The sequence below is a fragment of the Sphingobium sp. TB-6 genome (assembly GCF_012927365.1).
GTDB lineage: Bacteria > Pseudomonadota > Alphaproteobacteria > Sphingomonadales > Sphingomonadaceae > Sphingobium.
Map to the genome: position 1 here is coordinate 35,020 of NZ_JABBGL010000024.1, position 19,955 is coordinate 54,974.

The window sequence follows — 19,955 nt, forward strand, 5'->3', positions numbered from 1 at the left end:
CCATCACTCCGCTGTCAGGGGAAGATCGCCCGGGTCCGCCGACCATTTTTCCGGCATGTCCGGGAATGCGACGCGCTCGATCGCCTGCTCCATGGTGAGACCCTGCGCCACCAGGTGTTCGATCGCAGCGAAGGTCCTGGGGCTCGATGAAAAGAGCGTCGCGCTATAGGGATCGAGCACGAGGCGGCCGACCGCCAATGTCTCGGGTCCCTTGATCATGATATCGGAATACTCAAAACCGTTGCGTTTCAGCGACCGCAGCAATGCATCGGTATAGTCATCCATCTCGAAGCGGTCATGCTTCTTGAAGTCGGCAATGGTTTCCGGCTTCTGCTGGAGAATGACGAACCAGTCGCTATTTTCGAGTGCCGCGATCGATCCTGGCGACTTATAATAGTCGTTCAAGGACTGGGTCGCCGTTACCAGCGACGCGCCATATTTGCGGCAGGTGCGCGCATAAGTCTCGATGAAGTCCGCCATCGCGCCGCCGCGCAGCATCTGCCAGGCCTCGTCCAGGAGCAAGGCCTTGGGGATCGATCGGTCAATCTTGCGCATCATCTGCTGGGAGAGGAACATGATCGCGGTGAGCACCACGCTGCGCAATTCCTCGCGCGCGGAAAGATCGGAAAGCTCGAAGACGGTGAGGTCCGCCGACAGTTCGAACGACACCTCGCCTTCGAAAAATTTGCCGAACGTACCGCGCGACGAGAAGGGCCGCATGGCGATGCCCAGCGCATTGGCAAGTTCGTTGCCGGTCCGGTCGAGCGCCGCGATCACATCATCGATGCACCCGGATCGCCCCTTTTCTTCCCAGACCTCATTCACCGCCCCGTCGATGAGGCCCCGCTCGGTATCGTTCAGCCGGTCGATATGGCGGGCCATCTGGTTCACAATGGCTTTCAGCATCGCCATGCAGTCGAGCTGATAATCCTCGTCGCGCGCGGCGAGATCGGCGTCGATCATGCTGAAGGGATTGAGGCAGAAGCCCGAGGACATGGTGAACTCGACAAAGGCGCCACCCTGGAGCTTGGCGCTGTGCTCGAACGAGCGACCGTCGTCGATCACCACCACCCGCGCGCCCGCGCCGCAGAGCGAGGCGCAGAGTTCCTGGAGGGCGACCGATTTGCCCGACCCCGATTTGCCGAACACCGCGACATTATGATTGCCCGCCGCATTCTCGAAGGGTGACCAAAAGAAGGGCTGGCCCCGCCGGCCGATCAACAGCAGATGCGGCGTCCGGCCGCCCAGATACTCGCCCTGGATCGGCGCCAGATTGGCGGCCGTAGTGGTCAGCATCGTGCGCATCCGCTTCATGCGCTCGAGATCCTTGGAAAGGCCGTTCGCCATCGTCATGGGCATGGCGCAGAGCAGGCCCATGACCTGGAGATAGCGATCGTCGAGCAGATCCCAGCCCGCCGCGCGATAGACGGATTTGAGGACCCGCTCATGGGTATCCCCCTTCCCCTTGGGCGAGAAGGCCGTAACCGAATAGAAGAGGCGCACGAGCTTGCGTCCCTGCTTCATCTCGTCATTCACATAGCGCCATTCCTGGCTCTGCTCCTTCAATTGCGGCAGGAAGCGCGCCGACTTGCTGTCGGCCAGGCTGGTCGTGCGCATGAATTTGAAGCCCGCCTTGCTGGACGCTGCCTCGACATCGGGAAAATCGATGCAGAGATTGGTGGCGACCGGACAGGGCATGCGCAGCTTGTCGGTGAACATGTCGCCGATCAGCCGCGCGACATCCCAAGGCGCCCAGCGCTGGGGCAAGTTGCGCACCGAAAAGGAGCGGACATCGAAGGTGTCGGGGTAAATCTCGCCGATCTCGGGGGTACCGTCGATCTCGCGGCCGGTGGGACGGAAGCGCTCGGTGCGCAGCAATATGCGATCCGCCTCAACCCGCATCTCGACATCGCGCCGGATCGCCTGGTCGGCGATGGGATCGAACGCATTATAGCTCACCGCGTCGTCGCCCGGCGCGGTGGTGGGCGAGGTGATGTCGTCGATCCACGCGATGAGCGCGGGCGGGTCCATTTTGCGGGCGGTGACGTTGATCGAGGCCAGCGCGGAAATGAGCCCGTCCATGACGCCGACAATCTCCTCGTTGGAGACGCGCGAACTTTCCGGCGTCGAATAGGAGATGGCGACACGGTGGTTTCGCAGGCCAAAGGGCGCGTCGGCCGAGAGCGAGGTCCAGACGCCCTGGGTCATATGCTCGACCCGGTGCTTGGCCATGCGCTCGTAAATCCCGTGCGCCCGGTAACGCGGCACATACCATTTGGAGAGCAGCTCGCCGACGCGCGGGCTCATCCATTGGTGAAATTGCAGGCAGCCGGGCGTCGGGATCGCTTCGGAGAGGAATTGCGCAAGGATCTCGCCGCTGCGCTCATCCGCGCCCACCATCGGCGCCACCTCCAGCACGAAGCCGCGCGAGGCGCTGTTGTAGAAGATGCCGCTCTTCGCGTCGTAGCTGCGGTAGGGCAACCAATGCGCCAGCATCGGGACGCCGAGATCCGGGCGGCCGCTGTCCGGGCGCTTGGTGTCGCCCAGCATCCCCGCCATCAGGCGCTCGAAAATATTGGGATCAGCCATCATTCATCCTCCGGGATGGCGGCAGGAAAGGCGGTTGCCCGCACGATGGGTTGGACGACCGGCTTAGGCGACGCGGGCACGGAAACTGCGGCGGCGCCTTTCGCCGGAACCAGCTTGCTCGGAAGCGCCGCTGGGGTAGATGAGGCCGCTTGCGGCGCGGAAGGTGTCGGAACCGACGGCGAACCGGCCCGCGCGGCGGTCCCAAGCCGACGCGCCACATCAGCCTTGATGGCCGCTACGGGATCCGCCTTCCGCGCCCGCGCCGCTTCGACGGCTGCCGGCGTCGGCAGATCGGGATCAACGGCGAGCGGTGGTTCGGTGGTAGTGACGGCCTCGGCCAGGCTCTGCATCTGCGGCGCGGCCGAAAACGCGTTGCGCGGCAGGACCGCTTCCTGAGGTTCGGGCGCGCTCTGCCATTCTCCCTGGGCGACCACGGCGCGGATGGCGCTCGCTTCATGGAGCCGACCGCCTTCATCGATGAAAGCCGGGAACACAATGCGCATCAACCGCTCGCGGCTGCGCGTGGCGTCGGCGCTGACCGCCATGCGCACCGGCTCAGCCGCCGCGACCTTGGTGGCCGCCGGACTCTTGCGCTGCTCCTCATAGGGCCCTGCTGGGGTCGGCGTGGCCGAGGGATCATCGGTGATCATGGCGAGCGCTCGATCATCGATGACCGCGCTCGGCGCACAAATGCCATCGGGCGCGGCGCAGGCGAAACTGCCCTTCACATTACCGCCAAGGCTCGCGCAGCCGGTTGAAAGAAGGCAAGCCAGGACGCTGCTGATCATCGCGGCCAGCGGCCTTGTCGTGACGGCCCCGCTCACGACCGTGCGTCCTTAAGCCAGGCTTCGAGAAATTCGCGCGGGCGATACCCTTCCAGCACCGCACCGTCGCTGCGGACGATGACCGGCGTGCCATTGAGGCCGTGTTTGTGAGCAAAAGCCTCATTGGCATCAAGCCCCGACGTGTCGCAGGTCGCGCCGCCCGCCAGCGGCTCTCCGGCATAGGCGGCGTGTACGGCCCGCTCCTTGTCCTTCGCGCAATAGACGCGGTCGGCAATGTCGCGGCTGCCCAGGACCGATATCGGCCGCTCGATCACCTTGACGTTCATCGAACGCAGGACATTGGACAGCGCGCGGCAATAGCTGCAGCGAAAATCGGTGAAGATGGTGAGGCTCTGGCCCTGCGGATTGCCCCAGATGATGGCGCCGTCCTTGCCGAGGCTTTCGAGTGAGAGCTTGGGCGATCGGCGTTCCGGTGTCGGCTTTTCCATCCGGCCACCCTTGGCGGCAGCGGCGAAGGCGGCCTTTTGCGCATCCTCGCCCGTCAGGTTCGCCGCCGCATTGGCCGAGGCTGCCGCGCCCACCAGCATGTCGGGGTTCATCTCCAGCAGCTTGGCTGCCGTCAGGTCCTGGCGGGTCTGCATGTCATAGACACGGCCGATGATGAGGTAGCGTGCGGCGGGATCGACATAGAAGAGATTGGCGCCGGCGGTGATTTCGCACAAGCCACTGACCTTCTGGCAATCGACTGCGCCAACCTGGGTCTTGGGGAGCCGGGCCTTCAGCGCCTCTCTGACCCCGCCCTCCGCGCCGCCAACATCGGCCGCGAGGCTGAGGCTCGCGAGGCCGACGCAACCGAAGGCTAACCCGATCGATGCAGGTCGATATGAGAGGAAGCGCCCAAGGCGCCGCAGCCTAGTTGCGAACATAAACACCCTCCAGGAAGACGATCTCGACATCGATGCCGGTCGGCATCTCGATCACCGGCTGATATTGCTCGGCCCGTTCGATCAGATATTTGGACACAATGTCGCCGGTTTGGGCGACGCCTTCGCCAAGCCCGCCTTCGAGGATGTCCCCGGTCGAGAGCTTGTCACGCTTGCCATTGGTCGAGATGTTGGTGCCCTGGAACACACTGTTCGCATTGGCCGAAAAGCCGCGGCCAAAGCCGCCCACCAGGCCCGCCATGAAGGCCTGGGTGACCAGCGATCCCTCGCGCGACACCACCCGGCCGCGCACGCCCGTCTTGCCGCCAAAGGCGATGAACCCCTTGACCTCGGACACCGCATAGCGGCCGCCCGGTTGCGGGCAGGTCATCTTCTGGAGCTTCACATAGACTTTCTCGCTCGAGAGATCGCCGCGCGCGGCACCATTGATGAGACAGCCTTCGATTTTGGTCGTGAGCAGCTTGCCATTGGCGAAGACCGAGCGAGCGGGACCGGTGATGCGCAGCACGACGGGCAACGGATCGGTCTGGCTGTTGACGCCCGCGCTTGCATCGACCCCGACAATCACCCGCGCGCGAGCGAAACTGTTGGGCGGGAGATAATTGGGGCTGTCGGTATAGACGGTATTGCCCTTGGCGACCTTGGACGCGATCCCACTATCGCTGCTGGTGAAACTCACCATCTTGACCTCATTGCCGCGGGGGAGCGCATCGGCGCGCACCGCACCTGCGTCGCCCGGTGCATCGGGCCGCTGATAGACTTGCGGGCCATTGGGGCCGTAGAGCGCGGAAGGGCCTGCCATCGCTGGCTGTGCCGTGCGCCGCTCGGAAATCTGGCGCTTCAATTGCTCATTTTCTGCCTGATAAGCGGTCAGCACCCGCTGCCCGTCGGCCTGCATCGACTGGTTCTGGGCTTTCAGCGCCTCGACCTGCGAGGCGAGCTGGTCCATCCGCCGCTGCTGGCCGCCCACGGCCTTCAGCTGATTTTCCTGGGCCTGGAACTGGTTTTCCGACATCGCCATCCACTCCTGCTGGGAGAGGTTGCGGTTCACCAGATCCTTGGTCGAGACATCGATTTCTTCGCCGCTTGTGGCTTTGGGATCCTCCTTTTTCTCGTCACCGCTGAAGATCCAGAAGGAGGAGGCGATGAGGCCGATGCCGGCTGCGCCGGCGAGAAGCAGTTGCTGCTTGCGGCGGACGGCCTCGTTGCCGGCGAGGTCAGCGCTGACAGGGGAGACGCCCTCGCCCGCCTCCTGATCGGCATCGAGCGTCCGGCGCTTGCGCGAAAAAAGATCAGCCAATGCCATCAGGGCCTCCCATTTTGCGATACGAGATAGGCGGTCGTGATCTTGCCGGGGCCGAGGCGCGGCTCGGCGATCGAGACGGCCAGCGTGCCCGACGGCGCAACCGTCGCTTCATTAAGCTCGATGGCCGCCGCCCCCTTATTCTCGATGCGCAGCACCTTGCCGGTCAAATCCGCGCCGCGATATTCCGCGATCATCTGCACCTTGAGCGTGCCCACATAGACAGGGCGGAGCGAACGCTGCCGCATCTCGTAGCCCGGCGCCGAGCCATTGGCGGCCATCGCCTGCATCAAGGCAACCGCCGCGTCCTGCGGTCCGATCTTGCCCTGCGGGCTATTCTCCTCCGCTCTCTCACGAGCGATGGCGGGATTGGTGACGAAGATCTGCGCGGCCTGATCGCCTGTGATCCGGCAGAGGAACTTGTAGACATAGCCGCGCTTGCTCGTTCCGAAGAAGGACAGCGCACCTTTCTGGAAACCGTCGGGCACCGAGAGATAGATGTCGCCGCGAACAGGCTCGTTCACCACCGAGAAATCCTCGGTCGGGTTGCCGGTCGAGATTTTCGACACGCTGGCAAACTCATCTTCAACCAGGCTGATGCGGGTCAGGTCCTTGGCTGATGCCTGGCAATCGACCTGCGCACTGTCGGCCGCCACGATATTCTGGTCGGCAAAGGCCGGTGCGCTGATGAGGAGCATCGCCAGCCCGAGCAGGAGCAGGCCGATCATCCGGCTTGCAAAACATTGGAGACGGGAGAGAAAGGCAAGGCCGCCCGCTGCGCTGCCGATGACATAAGCCGACATCATGACGCCCTCCCCTTCTCACGGTGGCCCTTCTCATCCTCCACCATGCCAAAGCCGATGAGCCTCAGGGTGAGGCCCGCATATTCCCAGCGGTAGCGGAAGGTGCGCAGCTGTTTGGAGACGACCTTGCTGCCGACGATGGTGTGGAGTTCGCCGGTCACCTCCGAGCTGAGCGCCTTCGTATCGATGGTCATCGACTGGATGGTGAAGAACTGCGATATCGACGACCCGCGCTGCTCCTCGACAATGCGCATAAGATCGGCCTTGAGTTTGCCCTGTGCCCGCGGCGAAGCGATGGCGAGCACGCTCTCCATCCAATATTCGAGATTTTGCGGATTGCGATCGAGGGTCAGCACCACGACATCACGCGTGATCATCTCCAGATAGTCCCGGCTGACGCCCGAACTGGAAATGGTGAGCGGCGAGCGCAGGACCGGCTGGAGCACGATCTCCCGACCGCGAAAAAGGGTCATGGTCAGCAGCAGCAGGCTGAATGCCCCGAGCGCCGCGACGGCCGCGAACAGCAGATTGCGTTGCCGCAGGATTCGCTGGTGGTGCGAATGTTGGTAGCTAAGGTCCATATCAGCCTGCCATCAGCCGGAGATAGGAAGGTGGTGTGGCTCTCAGGCCCGTAAAACCGGCCGGAAGATGCCAATAGGCCAGGTGCAAAAGCCATGATCCCGCCCGGCCAGCCTTTGCCTTTTTAAGTCCCCACCAACCCGCGCCCGCAAGCGCTACGCCAATGAAGATATGCTGGGTCAGGATACCCCACGTGAACGGTATGATCAGCGCGAGGAACTCATCCAGCGTCCAGAGCCCTATCAATTCAGGATCATCCAGATGAGCCGGGATCACATATTTGTCCTGTGCCATACACCACCCTCTTGTCGGTCCGGCGTGGCTGAAAGCCACTATGGACCACTTGAAGCTTCAGATCGTCGCGGTGACGGTGGAGGTGACGATGGGAACGCCGGTGCCCGCGCCCACGCCGACGCCCACGGGGATGGCGATCTGTCCCAGCGAGAAACGGCCCGATGCGAGACCCACGACCCCGCCGACCAGCGAGAGGATGGTGATGATCCGACCGCCCGAGCCTTCGAGAAACCCGGTGAAGGTGTTTTCCGCCGTATCGAAGGTCGTGTCGGCGCCGGCAAAGGCGGGGCCAACCATCAGCAGCAGGGCAAAGCCGAGAAAAGCGAGCGCGAGCACCGCCATCTCCAAGCGCCCGGCCTGTTTCAGAACAGACTGCATGAGATGTTCCTTATGTTCCGAGCGCGGCTGATCCGTGCTCCAGAGAAAGGCTGGGTGCGTTCCGGCTCTTCACCAAGAAGGAAGCGGCGAAAAAGTCCTCAAATCAGAAAATAAATGGACAATCCCGTGAGCCTCGACAGAAAATTGCGCGAAACTGTCCGCGCTCGCGGGCAACTGTCCGATCTCGCGGATTTCTGCCCGCGATTGCGGACAGTTGAATATTGCATTGAAGCTGATTCGGACAGTCTTCACGGATTTGCCGATTTGAAGATATCATCCATCTCAGGGCGTCATGATATCGAAACCGACCAGAACTTCACTTGCTCCGGCGGCAAAACAGGATGCTCGGGCTCGCTCCTTTGACTCGGTTCCCGCAATCGCATGAAAATTGATTGAATATCGAATTCGCCGGGCCGCATCTTGCACTGCGGCAAGTCAGTTGGTCCCTTGAATTCAAGGGCCAGCAGCTTTCCGTTTGGGCCAAGAACGATGGGTCGGGCAGCCCATTTCTTAGCCCAACTATGCGCAAATCCGGGGGAAAAGTAACGAGCGACCAACAGGGAGAAAGACATGGTATGGCAATCTGACGGTGATGACCCCAATCAATCCAGTTCCAGGTCCAATGACAGGCGCGCGGATGTGCAGGCGGGCTTTCTTGCCGTTATCCTCGAAGATATGGCGCACAAGCGCCTGAGTGTCCGCGATCTTTCCGGCGCGACAGGCATCGGCAAAAGTCGCCTGGGCGCTGTTCTGCACCGCAATGTGGCCAAGCGGCCGCCGATCACCGTGCCCGAGCTTGCAATGCTGCTCGACGCGCTCGACATCCATATCCTGCAGGCCTGGCTCAGGGGCGAAGCACTCATCCATATCGGATTATATGGCGATAGCCGGCTGAACCGGCTCTTGCCCCTGCTCGCGGAATTCTATCTCGATCTCCCCCGCAAGCTGCTCGACGCTCTGGCGCAGATCGAAGGCGCTGACGGCACGGAGCTGCGCCGTGGATGGTCGGAGCCCTTCTCCAACGCGGTTGCCAAGCGCATGGCGCATGAGATCACCCGCGTCGTTGAACGGCGCAATGCGCTCACCGATCTGCGCTTCTGATCCGTTCCTGAAATGTCGAAACTCGCACGATGCGGTATGGGCCTTGGTCCCACCCATCGCCGGGCATCGGCAGCGTTTCCATGCGCCGGTTCGGTACCGCGACACCGCTCAGCAGCGACCAATTGTGCAATATGGCGTCGACATAGAGCCGGGTTTCTCGGATGCGCGGGATCGTCGCGTTGCGAACCCGGCCAGGCCCGGCATTATAGGCGGCAAGCGCCAGATGGACCTGACCGAAACGATCGAGCTGTCGGCGCAGATAGCGCGCACCACCGCGCAAATTCTGGTCAGCCGCGTAGCGATCGACCCCCAATTCCGCTGCTGTGTCGGGCATGAGCTGGGTCAATCCATAGGCATTTTTGGACGAGAAAATATGATGGCGATAACGACTCTCCTGGATGATCATCGCGTCGAACAGGCCGACCGGGATGCCGAATTCGCAGGCAACCTGGCTCATCAGGCCATAATAGCCCTGCCGCCGGTTCTCCGCGTCCGCCTTGAGAAACCCTGTCGGGCGGTAGGCAATGGGCAGGCAAGCCGGTACCCAGCGCGCCGCCGCCGAAGGATAGAGCGGCGAGCGGGTCATCCACGACGGGATTGTCAGGGCACCCGTGGGCGTTTCGGTGTTCGCCGGGCCGCCGCGACCAAGGTCGTTCCAGCTATCAATGGGCACCGGCCCCCGCTCCGCAAAACTGTTCGCCATCTCGATTTCGACCGATCGACGATGAGGGCCACCTGCAAGCGCGACGTGCCCTTCACCAAGGCGTTCGACGACTGCGCCGGTCATCGCATTCGGTCCGTTTTCCCCATCTACAGATGGACTTCCGCCCATCGTGATCATCTGCACGATCCGCACATTCCTGGGAGGCGCAGCATCTGCGGCATCGGTCCCCACGAGCATCATTCCAGCAAACAGCAACGCCTTGTGCATACCATCCTCCTGACTGTTGAAGCCCAAGTGGAGATCAGCGCCATGGCGGCTGTCAATTCGGAGCATCCGGACACCCCTCCCCTCGGTGCCGCTCGGCGAGGCCCTCATGTGGTTAATTGATCGCAATAGCGACGGCCTCCAGACACGGCGCATAGCCCTCCCTCCCCCTGTCCGCATGGCGCTCGTCCGCTGGTATGAAGGCGTGGGTGATCATCATGATGAGGAGGCGGGCATTCTCCTCGTCCAGCAGGCGCGCATTGGCGAGAAGTGGATTGCCTGTGATTGCCTGGAGGAGGGTCAGCCGCCGCCCATCCTGACGCCGGCCTATTTGAGCGAAGCGGAAACCTATTATCTGCGGCGGCTCACCAGTGCGAAGCGGCCCGAACATCGGACCGACTGCCCCTTCTTCCGCGACCAGGCGACGAACCGCATTACCGAGGTGCGAAGCCCTCTCAACCCGGCTGATCCGCCCGCAGGCTTTTTCGAGGTCTTGCGCCCCGCCCCTCAAAATCTCGCCCAAAAGCCGGAAGAGGATTTGACCGATGACCGTACGCGAAACGCGTCGATCCCCCGTCTCGCGCGCTTACTCTGGCGACTGATCGACGCTGCGGGCCTCAACCATTGCCAGCCTATCAGTCACCAACACCGTCCCATGTCGATCGGGGACGAGTTCAAAGCCTTGGGACAGGCCGCCGCCAAGATCGAGATCGCGCCTGGCATGGAACTGGCGAGCGCGTTCTGGACCCATGCCGGGCCGCTTCACAGCAAACAGGTCTATGCCTCGCTGCGCAGGCTCTCCGAGCGATGGCCGCACGGCCATGCGCCCCAGGCTTTCCTCACCCTGTTCGCCCCTGCCTTCCAAGGCAGCAGTATCGATGTGCCCGGCTGCGATCCGGTGCTGATTGCCAATCGCGTGCAGTCGCCATCGGTGCGGACCAATGTCATCAAAGGCCCCTATCTCGCCCTGGTCGTTATCGGGCAATATCCAGAGTCCCGCGGCTTCGCGCCACTGCGCGCCTATGCACAGCCCATCTACTCAGGACGCCGCTTTGTTCCAGTAGATAGCGAGTTCGAACGACTGGTCCTGCGACAGCTTTTGGAAGCCCAGCAGCATCTCAATCGCATGAATATTGATCTCTCGATCGAAAAGCCGGTCTTCGATCGACTAACCGACTTCGGACCATGCAGGCCCGATTTCATGATCGAGGCTCGTTCGCGGGAGTCCGGCGAAGTACGGCAATTGATCATCGAGGCGATGGGTTTTCACGACGATGTCTACCTCGCGGCGAAGGCCGTCACCTTGCCACGCATGCAACAGATCGCGCCTGTCTTGCCAGTCACACCGAAGGACGCGGAGCGCCGACGAATAGGGCCAATGTTGATCGACATGATCCTGTCATGACTTTAATCTGATTCACCATATTTTTTACAGGACAGACGCAACTGGAACCATGGCAGACGCCAAGTCGTTCACTCATCTCGTCTTGATCGATGCAATTGGAGATTTACATTTTTCTGGATTGCGCGCATGAGGCGCAGAACATCCCTCGAAGACGGGTCCGCGAGCATGGCCGACAACAATTCTTCCGATATCACTACCCTCACTGTTCAGTTGGTGAGCGCATTCGTCTCCAACAATACGGTACCGAGTGCCGACCTTGCCGGCCTGATCCAGTCGACGCGCGCCGCGCTCGTCAATGAACTCAATCCGGCCCCGGCAGAATCCGAAGCGCCGACTTACACGCCGGCTGTCTCGGTACGTAAGAGCCTGTCTTCGCCCGATCACATTCTGAGCCTGATTGACGGCAAGCCGTATAAGACTTTGAAGCGCCACCTCGCCTCGCATGGCCTCACCCCGGAGGAATATCGCGCCCGCTATAATCTGGCCAAAAGCTATCCGCTGGTCGCCAGCAGCTACTCGGACGCGCGCCGCGCCGTTGCCTCGAAGATCGGCCTTGGCCGCAAGTCCGTTACTCCGGCTGCCCCCGCCGCCGAAGTGAAGCCGGCCGCTGCCGCCCCGAGCGCACCCGCTCCGGCAAAGTCGAAAGCCCCGGTCAAGGCAGCGCCCAAGCCCGCTCCCGCCAAGAAGGCCGTGAATGGTGATGCCAAGGCGAAGCCTGCTGCTCTTTCGGCCGCGGCAACGGCCGCGCCGAAGAGTTCCACCCCGGTGAAATCAGCGCCTGCCGCAGAGGCCAAGGCCCCACCGGCAAAGGCTGATGCGCGCAAGCGCCTGTCGATCGCCGCACCCAAGGATGAAAAGCCCGCTGCAAAGACTGAAGCTGCCGCCAAGCCGGAAGTGAAGACTGTTGCCGCTCCCAAGGCGAAAGCCGCGCCCAAGGCCAAGCCGGCTGCTGCGCCTAAGGCGGCCAAACCTGCGGATGCCCCGAAAAAGGCCGCCAAGACAGCCGCCCCGGCGTTGAATGGGGATGCGAAGGCCAAGGCGGAGGTGCCCCCGGCCAACGGCTGATCGCCGGACGCCAAATAGACCTGCAATTTTGAAGGCAGCCCCGCATTGTCGGGGCTGTTCTTTCATCAGCAGTCAATCGATGTCGGACAGCCGCAAAAATCTCCGGCGTTTACGCCCAGCATAATTCTCATCTTTAGTGGCCTTCGAAGTAACGCTCGATGTCCAGGCGACCATTGAGAACATTCACGATTTCCACACGCTCCTCGCCGTAACGAAAGAAAATGACATACCCCTGATGCGGAAGAGACCGGATGTCGGACCGCAATTCAGGGCGATGGGTTCCAAGCGTACCGGGCAGATCGGCAAGATTGTCGCATCGGGCCACGAGTTTTTCGACAAAGGCTTGAGCGACCGCCAGATCCCCGCTTTCAGCCGCGATACGACGCAGGACGTCAGCCAGATCGTTTCTGGCTGACGTCAGATAGACGAGGCGACGCACTCAGTTTTTTGCTGCGGTTCAATTCTTCCGACACACGCGTCAGATGACTCCGCACATCGTCAGCGTCATGTTCGCCACGCGCGGCGATCGAAGCGTTCAGCGTGTCTCGCAGCGATATTAGCTTGACCTCCCGTTCCTCGACCAGGCGAAGGCCTTCGCGCACAACCTCACTTGCCGAACCGTAACGGCCGGATTTAACCACGGTTTCCACAAAGCCTTCCCAGCGTTCGCCAACAGAAACGTTCACCCGACCCTCCATTCATGTCCCTCAGCGGCATAGCATGATAACATAAGATGCGCAATTTTTGACATAGCGGCCTGCCGCACCACTACAAGTGATTGGAGGGCAGACAGATTCGAAAGGCGCGGTTCGAACTGGCATTCGGGTCGACGGCCGTCGACTCTGAGGACGGTGGTCGGGATCACGTTGGCTCTATCTATGCGGATCCCGAACCGTCGCGATCCACTGCGCCAAAGTGCAGGCAGCTATCGCTGTTAGCCCAATGCGGAGACCTAAACTTTCACAAAAAAGCCCTTTTGGTTTGAAATGTTATTCCGACGAAAAGATGCACCGAACATGATGGCTCGCTCAGGTTTCGGCAAGCCGCCCCTTTCTCAACCCAGCCGGCAAAGCGGCGGACTTACGCGATTTGCCTTTCTGCAGCTCCAACCATTTCTCGGCATAAGTGTCGCGCTGGCGGACGTGCGCGACCCATTCATTGACGAGCCTAGACATGCCGCCAATCATGGCGCCGGGTTCCAGGAATATCATATCCTCGCCGAGTTTTTCATGGAGTTCGCGCATGAAAGAAATGACGATACTCATCCCTTTATTGTCAGCGCAGAGCAGAGCAAACTCCGGCGACCCGATCTGGAGAACCGACCACAGTGCATCGGCATCGCTATTCGTTGCCTCGGCAAATCGGCAGACCCGCTCATAGCTTATCCGCCCCTTGCCAGATTCCAGATGCTCGTAGGACCGCACAGGGAGACCCATGACCTTCGCGACCTCGGATGGCTTCAGACGGCGCTCCGTGCGGATCATGCGCATGGCCTTCGCGATCAGCTCCACGTCGAGCGTCTCTTCGGTCGATTTTTCCCTCATCTCCACATCTTTCCCATGCATTCCGGCTGGCCCGGCGCTGACAGGGAGCAACGCCAGTTGCACAAGAAAACCAGAAAATCAGGCACAAATAAACCGTTGATTTTAAATGGATCGGCTAAATGCCGAATCCGCGCCATTTTTTGGCGTGATATGCGCAAATAGCTGCGGGAAATCGGCAGACAACTGCGGGCTTTGACCCCAATATCCGAAACGTGCTCCATTTAACCCCATATGGATCAAATTGTCCTCGCCAGCGGCTTGCATGACCGCAACTTCCATGATTCCGAATTGGAAGGGACGCAGAATGTTCATGGGCACCTCAGAAGACAGGGCGTATCTACAAGCCTATAAAGCCATCCGTCAGGCACTACGCGAGCGCTATTGGCCCGAAGGCCAACATGTCTCGGTCGCCAGGTGCGCAGAAAGCTGCAAATTCAGCCCAACGCCGGTTCGTGAAGCCATGGCCCGCCTCGCGGGCGAAGGCCTGCTCGATGAGCGGCGCGGCCTTGGCTATTTCGTACCCCGGCTTGGCCCGGTGGAGTTGAGCGAGCTCTACACTGTCGCGCAGAGCACGGCGGTTTCGCTGCTGAGTGAACCGGTCGTTCTGTCCGCTAACGTCGCGGGCAATGGCGCTGAGGAAACACTGTTCGACAGCGGGACCATATTGGTGACGCTCGCTGGCCAGACCGCGAATTCACTGCTCTGCCTGATCGCCGCCAATCTCGATGCAAGGCTGGCGCCCGTGCAACCCGCCGAAGCGACAATGTTCAACCCGACAGCTGAGTCCGCTGAGTTTCTCGCCCTTATTGCCGCGGGCGATCGGCGACTCCTCCAGCGCTTTACCAACGCCTATTACAGCCGCCGTCGCAAAGCCGCCCTTGAAATCGCGCGGCGACACGATTCCCTCGCACGATCGGCTACACAATGAAAATAGTCTCAATATCATTTGAATAGCTTCGGGCCGGGGCGCCTCATGAACATGCCGATGTTCGGCAAATCCAATGAAGGAGGTTCGTGATGACCAAAGTGAAGACCATTCGCTTGCGGCGCCTCGGCAGCGTCTCCCGCGACACCAAGGCGATCGTTCAGACCGGCGAACAGGAAGAATTTCTGCCCGTCCTGTCCTACGCCTGACCCCACCGGGAGCGGCCTTCTTTTGTGGAGGCCGCTCCTCCCTTTCATGAAATAGCTCGGCGCACTGTGACCTTCGCGGCTCACCGCCGGGACGATGACCTTCATACCCCCAAGGAGGTTTGTAATGACCAAGCCACTGACCCTGCGCCTTCGGCGCCTAGGCAGCGTTTCGCGCGATACCCGTGCGATCACGCAGATGGGCGAGAGCGAAGACTTCATGCCTGTCCTCTGCTGGCCCTGACCTTCAACGGGAGCGGCTCCAAATCTGACGCCGCTCCCCATTTTCCTGGGCTGCTTTCCATGCCACTCACCACTGCACCCCATGTTCGTGCCGCCGATGTCGGCAAAGACCTCATCCTCCTCGACCTTTCCGACGACAGCTATCTGTGTCTGCAGGGCGCTGATGGCGAGGATGTCATTCTCGCCCTTCGCGGTGATGACCATGATCCCGGCAATCCCGTCATCCGTGAAGTGATCGATGCAGGGCTGCTCCGCGCAGTGGACAACCATGTCCCGACCATACTCGATCCGACATGGCCGGTCGATGGCATGCCGCCGCGCGGCAACGCCCTTGCCAGCCTGACCCTCATTCCCGCTGTGATCCTGGGCCTCGTCCACTATGGGCTTCGCCGCAAGGCGCTGCTGCGCCGCCCGATCCGTACCGCTGCGAAAGTGAGGCTGGATGATGCAGGGGTCATACGTCTCGTTCAGCGTTTCAGGCAGTTGCGGATTCTGCTGCCGCGCAGTGGTCGCTGTTTTGTTCAGTCCTGGCTCCTGCTCCGCCTGCTGCGCAAGCGCGGCGTAGCGGCAGAATGGATTTTTGGCGTTCGCACCTATCCCTTCGAAGCCCATTGCTGGGTCGAATGGCAGGGGCGTGTTCTCAATGACTGGGCCGATCATGTCCGCTGGTACGACCCCATTGCCCGCTTCTGATCCCCTGCGGTTTTGCGCACTCCTGGCGCCACCGGGTGCCTCAACCATGGAGCGCGCTCGAACCATTGGCGGAGCGCTGCGCTCGCGCCTCCCCGACCTCATGGTGCAGGCAGACGACCCCGGCTTTTTGCTGCTGGCGGGCGCTCCGAATCCGGGATGGGCCTTGCACGCTGCGCGCGAGGGCAGAACCCAGGTACTCGGCTCCCTGTTGCCGGGAACGCTGCCGAAGGATTCGCTGCCCGCCGCGCTGGAGACCTCCACCGATCCCGTCGAAGCTATGTCCGCGATCACCCGGCTGTGCTGGGGCCGCTACGTCGCGTTCATTCACGACCCGGAACGCCAACAGACAAGCTTGATGCGCGATCCGTCGGGGGCGCTGCGCGCCTATATCTGGAAGGTCGATGGTCTGACGCTGATCACGAGCGGCCTGCCCGACGCATTGCTCGACAGCGTAGGCGTGCGACCCGTGGTCGACTGGTCCGCGCTCGCAACACTGACGGCCTTGCCCGAACGGGTGGGAAGCCTGAGCGCGCTGACGGATGTCACCATCCCCCTGCCGGGAACTATCTATCATGTCGGCAAGGACGGCATCACCACGCAGGGCATCTGGTCTCCGACGGCGATCGCCCGCCAGGATCCGGCGCCCCTTGCCGATCTCCCGCGCGTCCTGGCGAATTGCATTGCCGGTTGGGGCAATGGCTCCAGCCCGGTTTCGATCGAACTGTCGGGTGGCCTTGATTCTTCCCTCATTCTGGGAGGCCTCGCCCGACGCAAAGACCGACCGGCGATCCACGCGCTCAATCTCGTGCCGGGCGCGACCGGAGGCGGAGAGAGCCGCTTTGCCAGCGCGGTCGCCGATCACTGGGACGTGCCCCTGGTAGAGGTCGGTATCCACCCCAGCGAGATCGACTATATGGCGCATATGGAGCGATCGCGACCAGAGCAGCCGCTCGTCTATGGTCTCGACCATATTGCCGACCAGACATCGGTGCGCTCCGCCGACCTTGTCGGCGCAACGACAATATTGAGCGGCCAGGGCGGCGACGCGGTGCTGTTCCAGCCACGCGGTCCCCACATCGCGGCTGACCGGCTGCGCGCCAAAGGGCCTGGGCCGACCTATTGGCGCCTGCTCGCTGAGAGCGCCGCATCGACCAACCGATCCATCTGGTCGTCGCTCTGGCGATCGCTGCGCCCACTCCCCATGCGCGCGGCCGCCAATTTCCAGCCGGCTTTGGCCGGAGCGCTGCTGCGTGCCCAGTTGGAAGCAGGTCTGCCGCTCCATCCCTGGATGGAGGAGGCGAAGCGACTGCCGCCAGGCAAGCGGCTGCAGATCGCCATGCTCTCCAACTGCCAGATATTCCACGCACCGACGCTGACGTCCGCTGGCCTTCGGCTCGCCCATCCCATGCTGTCGCAACCGGTGGTCGAGCATTGCCTTCGCGTGCCGACATGGGAGCTGGTTCCCGACGAGCGCGACCGGGGCGGCGCGCGCGACGTCTTGGCAGACTGGCTGCCGCCAGCGGTGCGCGAGCGTCGTACAAAGGGTGAGGCCACCGGCTTCTACAGCCGGGCCATCGCTCTTCAGCTCGACCGCCTGGGGCCGCTTCTGCGCGAGGGTCATCTGGTGCGGCAAAATATTATCGACCGCGCAGCGCTGGAGCCAATGCTGAACGGTGAAGCGCTGCTCTGGCGCGGTGATCATTCGCTGCTCGCAACGCTGGTGGCGATGGAATTGTGGGCGCAGCGCTGGGCTTGAGGCTTCCTCCGACCGCCAGCCGATCGCCAAGCCAAGCGGCAATGTGCTGCCACATGTCGCGGATATTGCCGGGGCTGCGAAGGTTATGCGCTTCGCCCCAATAGCGCAGCAAGGTCACGTCGCGGCCGCGACGGTGCAACTGCGTGAACATCCGCTCGGAATTGATGGCGAGTACCGGATCGATATCACCGTGGATAAGCAGCACCGGATCGCTGATCGCATCGGCCTGATAATAGGGACTGCTCAACCGATAGCGTTCTGGCGCTGCCTGCGGCCCTGTCTGCATGCTCCCCTGCCCGCCCTCCGCCCAACCAAAGCCGACCGTCAGCGGAAACCCCTCCTCAAGTGCAACCCGGTCGGCCGGCGACAGCGCGCCATGCTGAATCGCAAGGTCAGAAGGTGCCGCGCTCGCGATATAGGCGCGGAAGCGATGACTTTGGGTGGCGATCTTGAGGCTGGTGTAACCACCGAAGCTATGGCCGTAGACTGCCACCCGCTCACTATCGATTAAGCCGGTCGCAATGGCCCGATCTACCGCCTGCTCAACCTGCGTGCCAAGGGTCGCACCTCGGTCCATGCCATCCCGCGCATCGACAAGGCTGGGCATCAGCACGGCGTAGCCAAGGCTCGTGAGCAGCAATGGATTGACTGACGCGGCGACCATGTCGGGCGCAACGGCCGGTCGACGATCCATGGTGAAGGTCATCCCAGGATAGGGCACGACAATGAGCGGTAATGGCTTGCTCCTATTTCCTGCTGGACGGATCAGCCAATCCGTAAGGCCCGTAGCGGGGTTGGTCAGCGGCCGCATGTCAGGCAGATCGACATCTGCCAGATGGGCGTTGGTCCGATCGATCTCGCGAATGCCGGCCGGCCCCGAGGCCATGAGCCGGCCGACACCGCAGGCATCGCGCGTGATCAAAAGCGCGATACCTGCACGCCTGCTGCCGAAAAGCAGGCGCGTGATCGGATCGGTTGTGTGATCAGTCGTTCGATTGGCCCAGCCTAGCCAACGAAGCTGCGCCTGCGCACCCTGCGGGATGACAATGGGGGCATCGTCGCTAATGGCAGTAATCGAACGATGGTTGGCGCGAATGCCGATATCGAAGCTTTCGCTCGTCGATCGCGGCATGCTGATCGGCCCACCTTTTATGATCCTCCTGGAATTTCCAGTGCGGTCCATCGTCCATAGTCCATCAGGGCAGGCGAGGAGCAGTCGGGCGCTCCCCGCCTGCAGCAATGGTGGCTGACAGGGCAGCCGCTCCAGAGCTTTGTTGATGGAGGCTGCGGCACGCGGAGCACTCCAGCGGCTCGATCTCCCGCCCCGCTGGCCAAAGACGAGTGGAACTTCGCCCCACCAGCCCGCGCGCACCAAACGCACGCCGCTGTCGTCGGGCGGCAGGAAGGGGGTCACGTCGTCGAAAGCTGCACGAATGCGGCCAGTCCGCGCGTCAAACAGACGTAGCTCGCCTGCCGCCCAATCTTGGCCGGGCGCTCGCGCAAAGAACATCAGCCGGTCGCTCCTCGGTGCCCATTCGAGGAAACCCGGCTGGATGTCGCAGCCGATGCAGGCCTCCCGTTCCAATCCGCCCTTAGTGCGCAGGACCGACAGTCGATATTGCCGGTTCTGGTCACTCGACCGAACCGGGACGTTCAAAGGGATGACCGGCTCCGGTCCCTCGCGGAGCAGCGCGATCGAGGCGCCGTCAGGAGAAATGGCGACATCCGCAATCGGTCCATCGCCAAGCTGGGTGGTCTGTCCGGTTTCGACATCGATCATGAGAAGTCGACGCTGCGGAAGCGGCGCAGCCTCGCCTGTGCCGCCAACGACTGAGACACCGGGCTCCTGCCCCCGTGCCGTGCGCGCCCAGAGAGGGATGACCTCGGCCTGATAGCGGCTACCCGTCGCGAACGGCCACGGCAGCGCCGGACTGTCCGCTGCAACCAACAACAGGCGCTGATCGTCCAGCCAGTCTGGTGCCGGATGCAACAGTGAGGTCACGGGATGCTGCAGGAGCCAGCGCACCTCCCGCGTCGCCATATCGACGATCCCGAGCGAGAGCATCTCGTCCTTCAGCCTGAAAACCGCTAGGCGCTTGGCCGAAGGCGACAGGCTTGCGATCCAATAGCCCGCGCCATCATCCTGCGAAAAAAGCGGTTCAAGACGCCCGCCATGCTGAAGGTCGAGACGCATCACGACCCCCAGCCCCCGCCGGGTAAAGCCGTCATAGCGGTAGCTCGCGGCGCTGTCATAGCGGCGATAGCGATCGATCACCACCCATCGGCCGTCGGGATCGATGAGCGCCTGGCCGTAGCTTTCGACGCGCAGCATATCGTCCACGCCATAGGGGCGTGCGTCGGCGATGCCGGCCATCGCCAGGCATAGCGCCGCCAGCCATGGGAAACGCATGTCA

Annotated in this window: 21 protein-coding genes; 7 read left to right on the plus strand and 14 right to left on the minus strand. The window is 62.2% G+C overall.

Annotated features, from left to right (window positions below; genetic code table 11):
* Positions 1 to 3 precede the first annotated feature (3 nt).
* Genes traC through HHL26_RS21400 form a run of 8 tightly spaced genes read right to left on the minus strand, consistent with a single transcriptional unit; the run spans position 4 to position 7,675 of the window.
* Entirely contained in the window at positions 4 to 2,589 is a 2,586-nt protein-coding gene (gene traC, locus HHL26_RS21365; RefSeq protein WP_046766244.1) for a type IV secretion system protein TraC, read from the minus strand.
* Positions 2,589 to 3,413, minus strand: a complete 825-nt coding sequence (locus tag HHL26_RS21370) for a hypothetical protein (protein ID WP_061938797.1) — start codon at positions 3,411 to 3,413, stop codon at positions 2,589 to 2,591. Before HHL26_RS21370 ends, traC begins: the two co-directional genes overlap by 1 nt.
* Entirely contained in the window at positions 3,410 to 4,300 is an 891-nt protein-coding gene (locus HHL26_RS21375; protein ID WP_046766246.1) for a DsbC family protein, read from the minus strand. The genes HHL26_RS21370 and HHL26_RS21375 overlap by 4 nt, the downstream gene beginning before the upstream one ends.
* A complete protein-coding gene (locus tag HHL26_RS21380; protein ID WP_046766247.1) occupies positions 4,287 to 5,624 on the minus strand; it encodes a TraB/VirB10 family protein in 1,338 nt (445 codons plus the stop codon). The genes HHL26_RS21375 and HHL26_RS21380 overlap by 14 nt, the downstream gene beginning before the upstream one ends.
* Complete coding sequence (locus HHL26_RS21385; protein WP_046766248.1) at positions 5,624 to 6,427, minus strand: type-F conjugative transfer system secretin TraK; 804 nt, start codon at positions 6,425 to 6,427, stop codon at positions 5,624 to 5,626. Before HHL26_RS21385 ends, HHL26_RS21380 begins: the two co-directional genes overlap by 1 nt.
* Entirely contained in the window at positions 6,424 to 7,005 is a 582-nt protein-coding gene (locus HHL26_RS21390) for a type IV conjugative transfer system protein TraE (RefSeq protein ID WP_046766249.1), read from the minus strand. Before HHL26_RS21390 ends, HHL26_RS21385 begins: the two co-directional genes overlap by 4 nt.
* Before the next feature lies 1 nt (position 7,006).
* A complete protein-coding gene (gene traL, locus HHL26_RS21395) occupies positions 7,007 to 7,297 on the minus strand; it encodes a type IV conjugative transfer system protein TraL (RefSeq protein ID WP_046766250.1) in 291 nt (96 codons plus the stop codon).
* A 57-nt stretch (positions 7,298 to 7,354) separates the two neighbouring features.
* Positions 7,355 to 7,675 carry a hypothetical protein gene (locus HHL26_RS21400; RefSeq protein ID WP_046766251.1) on the minus strand — a complete coding sequence of 107 codons (321 nt, stop codon included), beginning with the start codon at positions 7,673 to 7,675 and terminating at the stop codon, positions 7,355 to 7,357.
* A gap of 114 nt (positions 7,676 to 7,789) precedes the next feature.
* On the opposite strand from HHL26_RS21400, the gene HHL26_RS21405 reads away from it, so the two are divergent.
* Positions 7,790 to 8,038, plus strand: coding sequence for a hypothetical protein (locus tag HHL26_RS21405; RefSeq protein WP_139111428.1), 249 nt, complete (start codon positions 7,790 to 7,792; stop codon positions 8,036 to 8,038).
* Between the two features lie 207 nt (positions 8,039 to 8,245).
* Complete coding sequence (locus tag HHL26_RS21410) at positions 8,246 to 8,776, plus strand: hypothetical protein (protein ID WP_052757584.1); 531 nt, start codon at positions 8,246 to 8,248, stop codon at positions 8,774 to 8,776.
* Here HHL26_RS21410 and HHL26_RS21415 read toward each other — a convergent pair.
* Positions 8,757 to 9,773: a lytic transglycosylase domain-containing protein gene (locus HHL26_RS21415; RefSeq protein ID WP_052757585.1), complete on the minus strand. Its 1,017-nt coding sequence runs from the start codon at positions 9,771 to 9,773 to the stop codon at positions 8,757 to 8,759. The two genes, HHL26_RS21410 and HHL26_RS21415, sit on opposite strands and share 20 nt — an antisense overlap.
* 40 nt (positions 9,774 to 9,813) lie before the next feature.
* On the opposite strand from HHL26_RS21415, the gene HHL26_RS21420 reads away from it, so the two are divergent.
* Positions 9,814 to 11,109: a hypothetical protein gene (locus HHL26_RS21420; protein ID WP_061938803.1), complete on the plus strand. Its 1,296-nt coding sequence runs from the start codon at positions 9,814 to 9,816 to the stop codon at positions 11,107 to 11,109.
* A 165-nt stretch (positions 11,110 to 11,274) separates the two neighbouring features.
* Positions 11,275 to 12,174, plus strand: a complete 900-nt coding sequence (locus tag HHL26_RS21425) for a MucR family transcriptional regulator (protein ID WP_046766253.1) — start codon at positions 11,275 to 11,277, stop codon at positions 12,172 to 12,174.
* A gap of 133 nt (positions 12,175 to 12,307) precedes the next feature.
* On the opposite strand, the gene HHL26_RS21430 is transcribed toward HHL26_RS21425, so the two are convergent.
* The 4 genes from HHL26_RS21430 to HHL26_RS21445 all read right to left on the minus strand — a co-directional run bounded on the left by HHL26_RS21430 (position 12,308) and on the right by HHL26_RS21445 (position 14,030).
* Positions 12,308 to 12,613 carry a type II toxin-antitoxin system RelE/ParE family toxin gene (locus tag HHL26_RS21430; RefSeq protein ID WP_076605793.1) on the minus strand — a complete coding sequence of 102 codons (306 nt, stop codon included), beginning with the start codon at positions 12,611 to 12,613 and terminating at the stop codon, positions 12,308 to 12,310.
* Positions 12,567 to 12,860 carry a type II toxin-antitoxin system ParD family antitoxin gene (locus HHL26_RS21435; RefSeq protein WP_076605794.1) on the minus strand — a complete coding sequence of 98 codons (294 nt, stop codon included), beginning with the start codon at positions 12,858 to 12,860 and terminating at the stop codon, positions 12,567 to 12,569. Before HHL26_RS21435 ends, HHL26_RS21430 begins: the two co-directional genes overlap by 47 nt.
* A gap of 342 nt (positions 12,861 to 13,202) precedes the next feature.
* Complete coding sequence (locus tag HHL26_RS21440; protein ID WP_052757586.1) at positions 13,203 to 13,718, minus strand: helix-turn-helix transcriptional regulator; 516 nt, start codon at positions 13,716 to 13,718, stop codon at positions 13,203 to 13,205.
* 102 nt (positions 13,719 to 13,820) lie between these two features.
* Positions 13,821 to 14,030: a hypothetical protein gene (locus HHL26_RS21445; protein ID WP_046766255.1), complete on the minus strand. Its 210-nt coding sequence runs from the start codon at positions 14,028 to 14,030 to the stop codon at positions 13,821 to 13,823.
* Between HHL26_RS21445 and HHL26_RS21450 the strand changes: the two genes are divergently transcribed.
* From HHL26_RS21450 to HHL26_RS21460, 3 genes are all read left to right on the plus strand, one after another.
* Positions 14,029 to 14,646, plus strand: a complete 618-nt coding sequence (locus tag HHL26_RS21450) for a GntR family transcriptional regulator (protein WP_169576699.1) — start codon at positions 14,029 to 14,031, stop codon at positions 14,644 to 14,646. The two genes, HHL26_RS21445 and HHL26_RS21450, sit on opposite strands and share 2 nt — an antisense overlap.
* Positions 14,647 to 15,152: 506 nt before the next feature.
* Positions 15,153 to 15,785 carry a lasso peptide biosynthesis B2 protein gene (locus HHL26_RS21455; protein ID WP_046766257.1) on the plus strand — a complete coding sequence of 211 codons (633 nt, stop codon included), beginning with the start codon at positions 15,153 to 15,155 and terminating at the stop codon, positions 15,783 to 15,785.
* Between the two features lie 46 nt (positions 15,786 to 15,831).
* Positions 15,832 to 17,541, plus strand: coding sequence for an asparagine synthase C-terminal domain-containing protein (locus HHL26_RS21460; protein ID WP_158230105.1), 1,710 nt, complete (start codon positions 15,832 to 15,834; stop codon positions 17,539 to 17,541).
* On the opposite strand, the gene HHL26_RS21465 is transcribed toward HHL26_RS21460, so the two are convergent.
* Positions 17,423 to 19,951, minus strand: a complete 2,529-nt coding sequence (locus HHL26_RS21465) for a prolyl oligopeptidase family serine peptidase (RefSeq protein WP_046766258.1) — start codon at positions 19,949 to 19,951, stop codon at positions 17,423 to 17,425. The two genes, HHL26_RS21460 and HHL26_RS21465, sit on opposite strands and share 119 nt — an antisense overlap.
* Positions 19,952 to 19,955: the final 4 nt, after the last annotated feature.